This window comes from Vibrio lamellibrachiae (assembly GCF_050337265.1).
Classification (GTDB): domain Bacteria; phylum Pseudomonadota; class Gammaproteobacteria; order Enterobacterales; family Vibrionaceae; genus Vibrio; species Vibrio kyushuensis.
This window is the reverse complement of record NZ_JAKJSU010000006.1, coordinates 459,335-474,639: the sequence shown is the minus strand read 5'-3', so window position 1 is coordinate 474,639 and position 15,305 is coordinate 459,335. Positions and strand designations below refer to the sequence as shown.

Sequence of the window (15,305 nt, the reverse complement as noted above, 5' to 3'; positions counted from 1 at the left end):
ACCAGTTATAAAACCATTTAGTTTATGCTATCCGCGACTTTCGCATAATCTTCATCGTAATAGCTTTTACCTTCACACTCCAAATCAAAGCTGTCAATTTTGGCATTATAGCTATCAACTTTATAATTATAGGGACCTTCCAGTCGTTGATACCTTTCAAGATCTTCGTTAAAAGCAGCAATAATTCGATTATAGCGGTCCACCTCGCGATTATATTCAGCTAGTTCAGCATCAATATAGAATTCAACGTCCTCATTCTTAGCGAAATAATGATCTAATTTTTCCAATCTCTCTTCGGCTCTCGCCATGCTCTCTTCAACTCTATTGATTGGTTGGACGTCAATATCTAACTGCTTTTCTGCTTCATCGATAACGACTTCCAGCTCCAGACAAGAGCGAAGTGCATCAACTGTTAACGTATCTTCATCGTAGATCTTTAAACCACCTAAAGCGCTTAATGCGCTACCCGCAGCAAATCCAGCAGATTTACCTTTTTTTGCTAGAGCCTCCACTGGTAATAGAGTAGATAAAAGCAGCACTACGCATGCAGTTGTGTATCGTTTCATTGAGATAAACATCCTTGTCGTTTTATATCTCGCCAATTCTATACATCAAGCCAAAAATATTCACCCAATAAATTATACAACTACCTTTTATCTACAAATTCATTCAAAGCCTAACCTCCATCGTCTTACCACATGCTAGAACATCAACATATATAGATAGCCGGCACTGATGGCCATCGATACGATCACAGTTAAGAATGCATAGATCATCTGATTCTTAAAGATCGATTTAAGCAGGATCACTTCTGTTAAGCTCGCACCTGCACTTCCAATAATCAGCGCCATCACAGCACCAAGCCCCATTCCTTTCGCTGCTAATGCTGCACTCAATGGGATCACCGCTTCTGCACGAATGTAGAGTGGAATACCAATCACTGCTGCAACCGGAATCGCAAACGGATTGTTTTCACTGGCCACACTCGCCACAAATTCCGTTGGCATAAACCCATAAATCATCGAACCCAGTGCAATACCACCAAATAGATAAGGCAATACCTTTTTAAAATCAGTCCACGTTGTATCCCAAATACGCTTCCATTGGCTAACTGGCGCATTTTTCGATGAGCAAGACGAGCCACAGCCTTTCTTTTCTGGGCTCAAATAAGCTTCCGGTTTTACGTACTTTTCAAACCCTAGCTTTTCCAGTGTATAGCCCGCGATCACCGATACACCCATCGCTATAACAAAGTAGAAAACCGTTACCTTCACCCCAAACGTTACGGCAAATAACCCGATGATGATTGGATTAAGTAAAGGGCTAGCAAATAGAAACACCATCATAGTGCCAAAACCTGCTTTGGCTCTTAATAAGCCTTTTAAAAATGGAATGGTTGAACACGAACAAAATGGGGTAATTGCCCCCAAAAAGCCTGCCACTATATAACCTTTACCATTTTTGCCACTCAAAATACTTTGTATTTTCGTCGGTGGGATATACACCTGAAGAACGCCCACAAAGTAGCTAATCAAAAGAAACAATACGGTTAATTCTACCGCCAGAAAAGCGAACATATTCAACGTCTCTTTCACCATGCTCATCTCGATGCCCATCATAACTATCACTCCACAATTGAATCTACATTTCTAGAATAATCGAAATATACTCTTCACCATTGGATTGATCAATATATTTCTAGTAATATCGAAATATAAACATCATAGAGGTCAAACATGGATATCGATAATTTGAATAATGAAGGTTTATCTACTGCTACCTTAGACAACGAAAGCCTAGATATTGATACGGTCGCCAAAGCGTTGAAAGAATTAGGACACCCTACTCGCCTGATGATTTTTAGAAGCGTTATTCGTGCTGGCTATCAAGGTGTCGCTGTTGGTGGATTGCAACAAAAACTGAATGTGCCCGGTTCAACCTTGTCTCACCATATTTCAAACCTCGCTTCTGCTGGGCTTATTACTCAGCGCCGTGAAGGCCGAACACTCTACTGTGTTGCTGAATTTGATAAGCTTCAATCTGTCATTGGGTTTCTACAAGACGAATGCTGCCTAGATGAGGGTTAAATTCTGCCTTGAAAAGCAATAGGTCGCGTTCATCGCTTATGGTATGGTGCGCCCTGTGTTTTCGCTTCTATAAATTAGTTATCTAATGTCATTTTCCAACTTAAATTTAAGCCTAGAGCTGATTGACGCTCTACCTAAAGCTTTTAAGAAACCGACAGAAATTCAGTCTCAATCTGTCCCGCTTATTCTCAAAGGCAATGATCTACTTGCAATAGCACAAACGGGAAGTGGTAAAACATTGGCTTACGGTCTGCCTATTATTGAGACTATGTTGACTGATGCAAAAGCACTACAACAGACTCTTGAATCAAATGCTAATGAACTGAATATCATTATCGTCCCTACACGAGAGCTTGCAGCCCAAGTTCATACTGAACTGAGTAAGGTCATTGAAACACTCGCTCAAGCAAGCAAACTAGAGATTAATTCCCTTCTTCTATGCGGCGGTGTAGACAAAGATAGTCAGGTTGAACAATTGCAAAATCAACCTCATCTTGTTGTCGCTACCCCGGGCCGTTTATTGGATTTAATCCAAACCAATCACCTTACCGTTAATAACGTTAAACGAATCGTATTGGATGAAGCTGACCGACTTTTAGATATGGGCTTTTGGCCTGATATACAAACAATATTGGCCGCGTTACCTCAATCACGACAGACCATGATGTTCTCCGCAACGTTACCGAGTGAACTTGAGGAACGACTCAACGGTCAGCTAAAGCAACCTAGTTATGTTCAAGTTAATCAGATTAACCAAGTTGTCGACAATATCGAAGAGAGGCTATTTCTCGTCAATAAAGGCAGCAAAACAAAAGCGTTAATCCAGCAGATTGAAACTAGCAATTGGTCTCAAGTATTAGTGTTTATTAGTGCCAAAGATAACGCCAATGCACTCGCGAAGAAGCTAACTAAAGCGGGTATTGCTTGCGCAGCTCTACACGGTGATAAATCTCAGTCTGAACGTGAACAAACACTTGCGAAGTTCAAACAAAAGTCAATTCAAGTCCTCATCGCAACTGACCTACTCGCCCGTGGCATTCATATTGATGATCTTCCTGTGGTTATTAATTTTGATCTTCCTTCTGATCCAACTGTCTATGTTCATCGAGTTGGGCGAACTGCAAGAGCCGGACAGCAAGGGCTTGCTCTTTCGTTAGTGTGCCATGGGGAAAAAGACTATTTAGAAGCAATACGTACGACAGCTCAACGCTCATTGGCGACACAAACCCTAAGCGATTTTCCCGTTACTGATAAGCCGTCAAGTGGTGAAAGTAAACGTGCCCCAAGAGACAAAAAAGCGAACCGTAGAACCAACAACAAAACAAGTGCTAAGCAGTTTCAAAAAAAGGCCAAACGACCTAATCGTTAATCGTCTAAAGAAGTAATTAAAGCTCATCGCGGGATACATTCTTTATTCCGCTGAGTTTTCGTATAGTTAGCATCACAAATCTCCCCTTCCCTTTTTAGCAGCGCTCAAAAAACACACCTATACTCAGTGATATCTCTTATTAATGATTTTGTTAGTCACATGATTTTTATGACTACACGCACCGGCGTAAATCACAAATTTGCCACTGACAATGGGTATTGAATGACCACTGAGAAAAGCTCGCAAGACGAACTATTGACGATTATTGACGACAGTGCAGATGAAACACCATTGAGTAGTCGACCTCCCTGCTGGAGAATACTCATTGTTGATGATGATAAAGATGTTCACATTGCTACTGAGCTCACCTTAAACGATCTCACTATCGAGGAGCGACCTCTCGAAGTGCTTCATGCATATTCGGCTGATGAAGCAAAGGAAGTACTTCAACGAGAACACGACGTAAGCGTGATATTACTCGATGTCGTGATGGAGACTGAAGATGCGGGACTAAAGCTCGTTGATACTATACGTAACACGTTAAAGCTGAGTTCAATTCGAATTATTCTTCGTACAGGACAGCCCGGTTACGCGCCAGAAATGGAAACCATTCAGCGCTATGACATTAACGATTATCGAACCAAGTCTGAGTTAACTAGAATTCGTCTTTTCACCATTCTAACCAGCACTATCCGTGCATATAAGCAGATTCAACAACAGCAAACAATGCGTCAAGGTTTGGAGAATGTAGTTAAAGCCAGCACTGAACTCGCAAACATTCACGGGATGAGATTGTTTGCAGAAGGGGCTGTGAAACAAATAAGTGCGTTAATACAAATTGAGCCCGATGGATTGATCTGCGCTCAAGAAGGCATGCTTGATGATAGCAACACAGCTCAAGTTATTGCCGCCTCTGGGCGTTATAGCAATTTAGTTCAAGCCCCACTAGATAGCATCCAATCAAATAGAATTAAACGAGCGATTACTACTTGTTTGCTATTAAAGAGAAGCTCAATGGATGATGGTTTAACCCTCTATTTTTCGACGGAGCAAGGCCGCGGATTAGCTGCATATGTCGATATAGAACACCCATTAGAGCCTACTGACCGTCACTTGCTTGAAGTTTTTTGTGCGAATATATCCGTCGGTTTTGACAATGTTCTTTTGTATAACAAGCTCGAAGAGCAAGCCTACATTGACCCACTGCTTAAAGTGCCTAATCTTAACTACCTTTTAAAGTATCTTTGCGCTCCAAGAGAGGACGAAGAGCCATCAACCCTTGCACTCATTGACCTAGACGATTTTTCATCAATCAACGATAGTTTCGGCCATCAATTTGGCGATAGCGTACTAAAAGAAGTCATTGATAGGCTCACCAGTGAGTTTCCTCGCTGCTTTTTAGCACGTGTTAGTAGTGATGTTTTCGCTCTGATTGGCCTTGAATCTGAAGTCAGCGCTACTCAAGTAATCAAAACATTCAACAGCGATTTTATCGTCAACAGGCAGCCCTTTAAACTGAGTGCAAGTATCGGTTTGGTGCAGTTAGTTGAACGTACCTCTGAACTAACTGGGTTGTTTAAAGATGCTCAAGTCGCATTAAAACAGGCGAAGCTACACAAAAGAGGTGGTGCAATAACGTTCTCTGAAAATATGGGGCAATGTGCCAGAGACAGAATGCAACTGCTAACTCAGCTTCGCTTAGCTGTCACTAAAAATGCTCTGTTTATGATGTTCCAACCTAAATACCACCTGCTTACGGGTAAGATCACAGGCATGGAAGCACTGCTTCGATGGAAAGACGATAATGGTGACCTTGTTCCTCCTGATCGCTTTATTCCTCTTGCCGAACAGTGCGGGATGATGGTCACCATAGGCGCTTTTGTCATTCAGCGTTCTTGCGAGCAACTACAACAGCTTAATCAAGCTGGATACAATAATATTTGCATGGCAATCAATATCTCACCGGCTCAATTGGAAGACTCTGGTTTTATCTCGCTACTTCAATACTCATTAAACAGCACAGGGATCTTACCAAGCCAACTGGAACTTGAGATCACCGAAACCATGGCCGCTAATAACCTTGATTACGTTTGTAAAGTTCTCACTCAAGTTAGGCAACTCGGTTGCAAAATCGCCATTGATGACTTTGGTACTGGCTTCTCTTCTTTAAGCGTTCTACACAAGCTTCCCGCGACACGGCTAAAAATTGATAGAGCCTTCGTGGAGGCGATGGAAGAAGACGACAGCATCGCAAAAATGATTGTTAATTTGGGTCAAACCCTAGGCTTAGAAGTCACAGCTGAAGGGATAGAAACTAGCGCTCAATTGGAAAAGCTTAAAGGCTTCGGTTGTGAAGAAGGGCAAGGCTGGTTGTTCGCAAAAGCAATGCCACTCGAAGATCTCATTGAGCTACTAGGCTCTTAATGCCGATCTACCTTTAACAGGCTTCATTATTCTTAACAAAAAGCAGTAGGATTTTTCTTGTGAATCGACAAAAAACAACCGCCACTTACTTTGTTCCTGACGAATCCAGTGATAACGCACGCTCTGAAATAAGCTCTCAAGAGTTGATCAGGCGTTACCGTTACATAATCTACGGCGGCCTGCTTCTTATCATCTTACTGACACTTGGTAATGCAGCCTACCTAAGCAATCAAATCAAAAACCAAGTACTTAATGAAGAAGAGCACCATGGTGAAGAGACATTACAGGCATTGACTCAAACGATCTCTGTCTCTTTAAATCATATCGACAGAATGCGCTCTTCAATTGTCTCGGCACGATCTCTTCCTGAAATAACACCACAAAATGATGCGATCGAGTACCTTGCCGAGCAAGGTAACAAGACATCAAATCAAGGGTTATGGGATTCAATTCCTCAACCGCTAAAAGATTCCGTTGGCCAAGTATTTGTTCTTAGTGACATAAGAGACATCACTTTTGATCTCGCCTCGTTGCTTCCAATGATGCCAGCCGTTGTTGCAACTCACCGGCAACATAGTGAGTTCCAATGGAGCTATTACTATGATGCTGATAAAGCACTCACTCAACTTTATCCATGGGTCAGTCACGATGATATTGTTGCAGCAACAGAAACAGACAACATGGATGATGCTCTGGCCGTTATCTATGAAGCGGGCGGAACATTTCCATTAGATCTTGTTGGGCCAGAAAATAACAGTAACGGGCAAAAAGTTTGGACTCCACCATATATGGACGCAGGGGGTAAAGGGATGATGGTCTCTTTGCTCGCACCTGTATACGATGAGCAAAAATTTGTTGGCGCAGTAGGCACCGATATCACTCTCAAAGTCCTCGATAATATTTTGATAGAGATGCACTCAGCGCTAGGTCATTTCGCCATTGTTGATCAAGATGGAACCGTTATTGGCGATAGTGAAGGGAATCTAAGTGGAAAAATCGAGTCCGTAAATCAAAGCGATGTATTATCTTTAGTTTCTGCTGGCGAAGCCCATGAGGTAGCAAGTGGGGAGATTCAAGCCGTTCAAAATGGGTACTGGATTAGCTACCCTCTTGCCGATACGCCTTGGAGCCTAGTTCTTGAAATCAAAAGCACCAAAATTCATCAGTATATCTTTGAAACTATCATTCCTTTCCTCATTATGGGTGGTCTATTTGCCATACTACTACTGTTTATTGTGCTTTATCAGCATTGGAACTTTAGCCAACCAGCCCTACAACTGGCTCAATTTGTCGAGGAACTACCTAACCAAGACGTTATCGTTATTCCAAAAATCCCGAGCAGATGGCAATACTGGTTTGACAGTGCAGCCACCACCGAAAATGACCGAAGACTGCACCTTTCTACCATAAAAAAACAAACAGAAGAGCTTGAGCTACGTGTTGATGAACGTACTCAAGAGCTGCAAGAAACACTAAAAACACTAAAAACAACTCAGGATGAACTTATACGTTCTGAAAAACTTGCAGGTTTAGGATCACTTGTTGCAGGTGTTGCCCACGAGTTAAACACGCCAATTGGTAACGCGTTACTTGTGGCCAGCTCCCTCAGACAGTTTAATCAAGAATTTATAACAGCAACGCAAGAAGGCTTACGTCAATCTGTTCTGGATAGTTACATCACCCAAAGTAGTGAATCGGCTGACAGCATAGAACGAAACTTACACCGCGCTGCCGAGCTCATAACCAGTTTCAAACAGGTTGCAGTCGATCAAACCAGTTACCAACGCCGCCAGTTCAATCTACCTGAAATATTGCATGAACTGCGTGTCACTATGATGCCGAATTTATCTCGACATCAGATAGTTCTAGAAGAGAAGCTATCCGGTACTATTTCTATGGACAGCTACCCCGGACCGCTTACTCAGGTGTTAATGAATTTACTCAGCAACACCATTGCACATGCATTTTCAGATCAGCCAAACAAACTGGTGGTGATTACCTGCTCAATGCTTGATGACCAAACTGCAATCATTGAAGTCAAAGACAACGGGCACGGTATCGAAGAGGCAAATCTGTCTAAAGTATTTGACCCATTCTTCACGACTCGATTAGGTGAAGGAGGATCAGGTTTAGGGCTAAACATTGCTTACAATGTCGTGACTGGCTTACTTGGCGGTGAGCTCAAAGTAGAGAGTGCGTTAGGAACAGGCACCAGCTTTACGTTAGAGCTACCACTGGTTGCCCCTTCTACCGAGCCTGAGACTTAAGCTTCAAATTAAATCTCTAGCTATCATCTATCAAGCTAGCAATTACCATTTGTTAGCTTGATTCCTTCTAGCAACTCTTTCTTTGCATTGAGCGAAAAGTTAAACTAGCGCCAAGATGAATTATATGGAAAGACCATGGCAAAGTTAACCCTACAAGAACAGATGCTAAAAGCAGGCTTAGTAAACGAAAAGAAGTTGAAAAAAGCTAAGAAAGGCGCAAAAAAGTCACGAGTTCAAGCGCGAGAAGCTAAAGCCGCTGCTGAAGAAAACAAAACAGCTCAACAAGAACGCGATAAAGAGCTAAACCAGCAACGTAAAAATCAGCAGTTGAGCAAAGAGATGAAAGCTCAGGTGAAACAGTTGATTGAGATGAATAAGCTTGAACTGAAAGGCGACATAAAATACAACTTTACTGATGGCACAACCGTTAAGTCTCTTTATGTAGAGTCTTTAGAACGTGAACAGTTAATTAAAGGTATTCTTGCTATTGCTCGCTTTGGTGAGAGCTATGCCGTTATCCCTGGTGGTGTTGCCGATAAAATTGCCATGCGCGATGAAGAAACGATTATTGAGAACAATACATCTGATGAAGAGATTCCAGCAGAAGATGACCCATACGCAGATTTCGTCGTCCCAGATGATTTGATGTGGTAATCGAGCTTATCTTTTACTAGATCAAAAAAACCGTTCATTGTGAACGGTTTTTTATTATGCGCTTGTTTACTTAGATCATCTGCTAGCCGCGACGAGGAGCAAACGCCTTCACGCCAACACTGGTTAATGCGTGTTTAACCGCATGTATAACGTGCATGTTTGGATCCGGTTGTTCACCTTTTGCCACTTTTAGCATTTGCGCTTCCCACCAAGAGAGCATTGACACAATATTAAGATATCTCCAACCACAGCGACGCATATCATTGGGATACACGTCATCAACACCCCTTATCACTTCATTTGCCAGATTCGGATTCAATATTAGCGGTCGACCTACACCGACCATATCGATACCATCTTCTATCGCAGTTTCCATTGCCGACTTTTGTTGAAAGCCACCGGTAACAATCAAAGGGATCGTTAGCTGTTTTTTTGCGCCACGCGCAAACTCCAAAAAGTACCCGCCAGCTTTTTGGCCATCACCCGTCATTGACTGAGATTCATAAGTACCGCCCGAGATTTCAATCGCATCGATACCGACAGATTCCAACGCCTTCATCACTTCTATAGCGTCACTTTCACTGTAACCACCTTTCTCAAAATCTGATGAATTAAGTTTAATAATAAGTGGATAATCGTCACCCACTTCTGAACGTATCGCGTGATACACTTCCATCAAAAATAGCTGACCATTTTTCCACTTGTCGTTGCGTTGATTGTGACGTGGTGATAAAAACTGATTAATCAAATAGCCATGAGCACCATGAATTTCGACACCATCAAAGCCTGCGTTTTTACAAAGTAGAGCCGTTGTTGCAAATTGGCCTATCACGCGTTGAATGTCTTCCTCCGTCATTTCGCGTGGCATGTTAAAACCGCTCGCTAAAGGTCCTTCTATGCCAATAGCTGAAGGTCCCATTGGTTGTGAATCTAGAAACTTAGGGACTTGTTTTCCTGGGTGATTAATTTGCGCAAAAAACCTTGAGCCATTGACCTTTGCAGCTTTAACCCAATGCTTAAACGGTTCGATATCAGACTGTTCATCCAAAACGATGTTTAGTGGCTCACCTAAGGCATTTCGATCAATCATGATATTTCCTGAAACCATTAGACCTACACCACCATTTGCCCAAGAGCGATATAGATTACCAAGTAACTCATGTTTTGGGTTGCCATGCTTGTCTGCCATTTGCTCAGACATTGCAGGCTTAAAGATACGATTTGAAATAGATAACTGATTGATTTTTGTTGTTGCGTTTAACATACACACCTAAATTAGACCGGTCGTCTATTCTGTGGTTAAAAAAATATTGGACACTACGCCCAATAACAATTATAGATTATTCAATTTCGCTTACGTTAAAGACCACGTTCAGCGGGTACGTTCATTAACGTGACGAAATCTTGGATATTCTTTTTAAACTGCTGTTTATCACGAACCAGATGAAAACGTAGTACTGTGCCTTCCCAGTTTGCCCAAAACATTGATGCCATCGATGACGCCTCGACATCCAACCTAAATTCACCGTTGCTTTGTCCTTGTTCAATTAACGAGACAAAAAGGGAAAACCAACGCTGATAAATATCATGTAGCTTTAGTTGTAAATCTGGTAACCCTTCGTTCGCTTCGATAAATAGATTACCAATGACACAACCTGAAGCGTCATCTCTGTCAAACATCGCCTCAATTTCTTGATCATAACTCTCTATGATCGTTGAAGATATTGATTCTGTTTTATTTTTCAAAGCTTGTTCAAAGCGCTCGAAACGAACAGAAAAATACTGTTCTAAAACCGCTACGGCAAACGCTTCTTTACTTTTAAAGTAATGATAAAAAGAACCTTTAGGGATCCCTACTTCATCTAAAATCATTTTGATGCCAACTGCACTATAGCCATGACGCGCGAAGAGTTTTTCTCCTGCTTCACAGATCACAGCCTGACTGAGTTGTTTCTTGCTCGACATAGATAATCTCATCTCTGATTTTTCAGTATGGTATACAAAAATAGACCAGTCGTCTAGTTGATCGTGCCTTTTAAATTCAATCGCGCCTTAACAAAGGCTCATCATATTGATTTGGTGGAGTATTTAATAAAAAACCCCAATAGTCAGTTATCCAACTATTGGGGTCGCTTAAAGTCATCACAACGTTCTTATCTAAGCACAAATTAGAGACCGATTACCCTCTACCTACTTAGACTTTGAACCAACTTACAGATAGTAGCTATAAGTGAACTTCAATTCAGTACCTGCATCGTTGTGTTTAAGGCTGCTTTCCCCTAAATCTGAAAAATGCTCAGTGTAGGTAATCTTGCCCCAGTGACGACGATTGCTGTTCATTGGGAACTGAAACACAGTATCCATTTGTAGACTGTTAACTGTACCCATATCACCACCCATATCTAAGCTTGCGAACTGTGGGTTAAGCTGGATATGCGTTCCATTTTCATGCAGGTAGATTGAGTTGAGGAAGTTAAACTGCACACCGTAAGTCGTGCTATCCATTAGACCTAGGTTTTTATAGTCTGAATTGTTTTGACCAACAGCCGCTGCAACAATCGGGAATGACAGCCAGTTTTTGAACGGTGTGTTCATACGAACTAGACCGCCGACGGCGAATAAGCGATCAATTGGAGCGCCATCAACAAAGCTGTTTTCGATGTAATCAAGTGACACACCAAGCATCGGAGCGCTTTCCCACTCTGTACGTTTTACTTCGAAGTAACGAGCTCGCAGCTGAGTCACATCAAAGCTTTCATCTGAACCAGGAATATCTGAGTTAAACTCTTGCCCTGTTAGTGCAAGAGAACCTAGAAATAGATTGCCGTTCTCTTTGCCACCAGACATTTGCCCAGTGAGTTGGAACCAATTGTTGTCAGCTTCACCTAAACTTTGAACGCCGTAAGTCGCGCTAACAACAGAAGAGACTTTAGTGTGGTCACCTGGATCAGGTGCGTTTTCTTCAGCAGAGTCATCTGCATTTGCGTAGGTAGTTAGTGGAAGAAGTAGTGCTAGTAATGAAAGTTTCTTAGCTACAGCCATGATTCAAACCTATTATTGTAATTAAAGTGTAATTATTTCCTACGCACTTTAAGGAATCGGTTTACTGGCATATAGCTAAATAAAACAAGATAAAATAAAAAAAAATAGTTACTAAGCGTAACTTGCGGAAATAACTAATAAAAATAACAATTATAATGAATACCTAGGTCACAGCCCGTCAATCATACGGTGGCTCAATATATATATTAATTTATAATTTATTTGTCGAATAATGTAACAACCGATAATTTACTTGTTGTGGATCAAAATAATGTACTCAAGTACTCCCGTAGTATTCACTCTGCCATTCATGCTGTATAAGGGTCTCTCTTAATGACACAACCTTTTCTTGAGCCTCCCATCTATCAAGTGGCTGGATTTCAATACTCTCCCACCTCTGGCGCTATAAAAAACGAAGAAGATAAGATCATTCGATTGAGAGCAAGAGAAGCGAACCTTCTTACTGCTTTAATAGATTCTTTCCCTGATATTTTATCTCGCCAATCAATCGAAGAGCAGTTATGGAAAGGCTCATACGCAACCAACGCCACAATAAATCAAACAATTAAAGCGTTACGATTTTCATTAGAAGATGATCAAAGAGCGCTAATACGCACCATCCCTAAGCAAGGGTACGTGTTATCAAGCAAGCCTCATTTGATTAGTGAAGAACTCGATCTAACAGTGATACAACATGAGCCTAAAGTTGAACATGTTGAATCATCAGGGATCGATAAGCCACGCTTTCAGCTCACATCTCTCTTTTCTCCACTTCAAATTGGCTCTATCAGTATCATTAGTTTGTTATTGTTTTCTATAGGTTATCAGGGGGGTCTGTCCACTGATCACGATCGCACAAGCCATAAGGTTGGTCCGCATTGGATGCTATTTAAACCTGAACCCGGAGAGTTAGAGAAGCTTAATCTTCAAGAAAGTATCCCTTCTATTATTCTGAAAAATAAAAGTTACTATCGTATCTGCCAAGAAAGTGAGGGGCTGACGCAATGCAAAAATCAATGATACTAAAGCTTACAATCGCCCTGATGCTCCCTTTACTTGCATTTGCTGTTGGGCACTCATTGCACGATCCCTTAGGAAAAACCGTCAGCCAATATCAAGGAGTATGGGAAGGTAAGTCAGTAATATCTAAAGAATATGGAGAAGTCATTAGTCACGCTACTATTGTTGTCAATAATAACATTCGATTATCACTAGATAATCAACTGGGTGTTAGCAATTACACATTTGACGCCTCACTGGCTTTGACTGAGGTAGATGCCGAATATGCTCGCCTTGAACTTACAGATCGACAGCTCACAGGGCTGGACGCTTTTCAGAAGGAAACGGGGATTCGTATGCCTACTACGGGGAATCTCGTTGAGTTCTATCTATGGAGACTAGAAGAAAATCGAATCTTTTTGGACGTGAGACTCAATAATGGTAAGCATGCTTCATACACATTGACTAAGACAAGGTAAGTAACTGAAAGTACGAGTTTTATATTTTTTTTCACTCTGTATATTATTTTTTTGCTTTCAAGAATACTTTTTATTGTTGGATGATAGGTGCCGTAGCACGGTCTAATAGTTGTGTTCAAAACCAATTTGAAATAACAACTTCCGAGCAACGGCTCTACAACAATTAAGGTATCCACAATGACGGTATCAGTGTCAACCAACCCTACAGCAGACAAAACAGGACTAGCCAAATGGTTTCCTCTTATTGTTCTGCTTGCAGCGCAATTTTCTACAATGGCAGACAACTCTGGTCTTGCTATTTCAACCGAAGCATTAATCGCACTTCACGGTGCAACAATGCCTCAAATTCAAATGGCTAACGCAATGTACCCTCTTATTGCGGGTGCAGGTATGATTGCCGGTGGTCTTATTGGTCTAATCATTGGTTGGAAACGCCAAATGATTATCGGTGCAGGTATCCTTTCTGTTGCATCATTTGCTGCAGCTTTTGCTCCAAACATGGAAGTTTTGAACTACGGTGCTCGTGTTGGCTCTGGTCTAGGTGCGTGTCTACTTATCCCTGCGGTATTGGCTAATGTCGCTGGTATTTACAAAGGTAAAGACCAAGCAATTGCGTTCTCTGCTATTGCCGCATTAGTTGGTTTGGCAAGTGCACTAACTCCACTAATCTTTGGTTTCATTCTCGATGTAGCAAGCTTCAGCGTAGCATTCGCCGGGCTAGGTGTTTACTGTGCACTAGTTATGCTAGGCAGTATGAAACTTCCAGAACTACCAAAAGCTGCATTCAAAGGTAAATTCGACATCGTTGGCGTACTTTTAGCGGGTGCAGGTCTACTGTGTTTTGTAACTGGTCTTCTAAAAATTGCAGATTGGGGCTTCATTGCGCCACTAACTGATTTCTCTATCATCGGTATTTCACCTGCACTTCCTATGGTTGCTCTTGGTGGTGCTATGATGAAGCTTCTAATGGTATGGGAGCGTAAATTTGAGGAAGCAGGTAATACACCACTTCTTCCACAATCTTATGTAACTAACCCTCAAGTTGTTGTTGGTCTAGTACTTTGTGCAACTATCTTCTTGCTATTCGGCGCTACTGGCTTCATCAATATTTCTTACATGCAACTAGTGGCTGGAATGAGCGCTCTTGCTTCAGGTATCGCACTATGTGCATTTGCACTGGGTATGATGATCGGTTCTTTAGGCGCACCAGCTAAGCTTGGTCACCTAACTTGCCAACGTATTTGTCAACTTGGCTTCATCGTTGCAGCTGCGGGTACCGCTCTGATGTTCTTTGGCTTCACTAAAGACGGCATCACTATTTGGCAATATGTTTCTCTACTAGTATTTGGTACTGGTGCTGGCCTTCTAGCATCGCAAGCATCAATTGTTGTTACTTCAGCTCTTAGTGAGCAAGAGGCAATGCAGTCAGGCGGTATTCAAGCAACTTCACGTAACATCGGCCAAGCGTTTGGTGTTGCAATCCTTGGCTCAGTGATGCTGTTCTCTCTAACGGGCGAAATCAAGAAAGGCGTTATGGACCACGATTCACTTTCAGCGGAAACGAAGCAAATCATTGTTGAAGCACCATCACTACCGTTTGTATCAAACGATATGGCGCTTGACCTAATGGTTAAAGCTGAAATCCCAGTGCAAGAACAACAAACGGTTGTTGCAGTAATGGCAGACTCTCGTCTAGCTTCAGTAAAGTATGCGTTATATACACTGATTGCCTTGATGATGGGTGGTTTGGCTCTATGTTCTAAATTACCTCAACGTTCATTGATGGGTAGTTCAGACTAATATCTAAAGCCCCAACTACGGTTGGGGCTTTTTCATTTAACCTAAACCTTAACTTATGAGACACCTGTAAATTGAACTTACTGTGTTATAGTTATTTTTAATAATTGGAGCGAAAAACCATCTTTTAGTTTATGCATCGGAAGCCGTGAAACTCCTAGAGAGCTTATATTTTTAATAAGAAATA

13 protein-coding genes are annotated in these 15,305 nt (G+C 41.7%); 8 read left to right on the top strand and 5 right to left on the bottom strand.

Annotation, left to right across the window (positions count from 1 at the left end):
• Positions 1-17 precede the first annotated feature (17 nt).
• Complete coding sequence (locus tag L4C54_RS11285; protein WP_428808252.1) at positions 18-566, bottom strand: hypothetical protein; 549 nt, start codon at positions 564-566, stop codon at positions 18-20.
• A 135-nt stretch (positions 567-701) separates the two neighbouring features.
• Positions 702-1,619 carry a permease gene (locus L4C54_RS11280; RefSeq protein WP_428808251.1) on the bottom strand — a complete coding sequence of 306 codons (918 nt, stop codon included), beginning with the start codon at positions 1,617-1,619 and terminating at the stop codon, positions 702-704.
• A 117-nt stretch (positions 1,620-1,736) separates the two neighbouring features.
• On the opposite strand from L4C54_RS11280, the gene L4C54_RS11275 reads away from it, so the two are divergent.
• The 5 genes from L4C54_RS11275 (at position 1,737) to L4C54_RS11255 (ending at position 8,801) form a co-directional block, all read left to right on the top strand.
• Positions 1,737-2,087, top strand: coding sequence for an ArsR/SmtB family transcription factor (locus L4C54_RS11275; protein WP_428808250.1), 351 nt, complete (start codon positions 1,737-1,739; stop codon positions 2,085-2,087).
• Between the two features lie 85 nt (positions 2,088-2,172).
• Positions 2,173-3,456, top strand: a complete 1,284-nt coding sequence (locus tag L4C54_RS11270; protein ID WP_428808249.1) for a DEAD/DEAH box helicase — start codon at positions 2,173-2,175, stop codon at positions 3,454-3,456.
• Between the two features lie 222 nt (positions 3,457-3,678).
• Entirely contained in the window at positions 3,679-5,880 is a 2,202-nt protein-coding gene (locus tag L4C54_RS11265; RefSeq protein ID WP_428808248.1) for a bifunctional diguanylate cyclase/phosphodiesterase, read from the top strand.
• Positions 5,881-5,939: 59 nt separating this feature from the next.
• Positions 5,940-8,147, top strand: a complete 2,208-nt coding sequence (locus L4C54_RS11260; RefSeq protein WP_428808247.1) for a sensor histidine kinase — start codon at positions 5,940-5,942, stop codon at positions 8,145-8,147.
• A gap of 135 nt (positions 8,148-8,282) precedes the next feature.
• Complete coding sequence (locus L4C54_RS11255) at positions 8,283-8,801, top strand: DUF2058 domain-containing protein (protein ID WP_428808246.1); 519 nt, start codon at positions 8,283-8,285, stop codon at positions 8,799-8,801.
• Between the two features lie 82 nt (positions 8,802-8,883).
• Here L4C54_RS11255 and L4C54_RS11250 read toward each other — a convergent pair whose 3' ends face one another.
• From L4C54_RS11250 to L4C54_RS11240, 3 genes are all read right to left on the bottom strand, one after another.
• Complete coding sequence (locus L4C54_RS11250) at positions 8,884-10,065, bottom strand: NADH:flavin oxidoreductase/NADH oxidase family protein (RefSeq protein ID WP_428808245.1); 1,182 nt, start codon at positions 10,063-10,065, stop codon at positions 8,884-8,886.
• Positions 10,066-10,160: 95 nt separating this feature from the next.
• On the bottom strand, positions 10,161-10,766 hold the full coding sequence (locus L4C54_RS11245; RefSeq protein WP_428808244.1) for a TetR/AcrR family transcriptional regulator: 606 nt from the start codon (positions 10,764-10,766) through the stop codon (positions 10,161-10,163).
• Between the two features lie 246 nt (positions 10,767-11,012).
• Entirely contained in the window at positions 11,013-11,843 is an 831-nt protein-coding gene (locus tag L4C54_RS11240; RefSeq protein ID WP_428808243.1) for a hypothetical protein, read from the bottom strand.
• Between the two features lie 333 nt (positions 11,844-12,176).
• Between L4C54_RS11240 and L4C54_RS11235 the strand changes: the two genes are divergently transcribed.
• From L4C54_RS11235 to L4C54_RS11225, 3 genes are all read left to right on the top strand, one after another.
• Positions 12,177-12,863 carry a winged helix-turn-helix domain-containing protein gene (locus tag L4C54_RS11235; RefSeq protein WP_428808242.1) on the top strand — a complete coding sequence of 229 codons (687 nt, stop codon included), beginning with the start codon at positions 12,177-12,179 and terminating at the stop codon, positions 12,861-12,863.
• Positions 12,860-13,321 (top strand): hypothetical protein, encoded by a 462-nt coding sequence (locus L4C54_RS11230; RefSeq protein WP_428808241.1) that lies wholly within the window; start codon positions 12,860-12,862, stop codon positions 13,319-13,321. The genes L4C54_RS11235 and L4C54_RS11230 overlap by 4 nt, the downstream gene beginning before the upstream one ends.
• Before the next feature lie 177 nt (positions 13,322-13,498).
• The gene (locus tag L4C54_RS11225) at positions 13,499-15,121 is read left to right on the top strand and encodes an MFS transporter (protein ID WP_428808240.1); all 1,623 of its coding nucleotides are present in this window, start codon (positions 13,499-13,501) and stop codon (positions 15,119-15,121) included.
• Positions 15,122-15,305 lie beyond the last annotated feature (184 nt).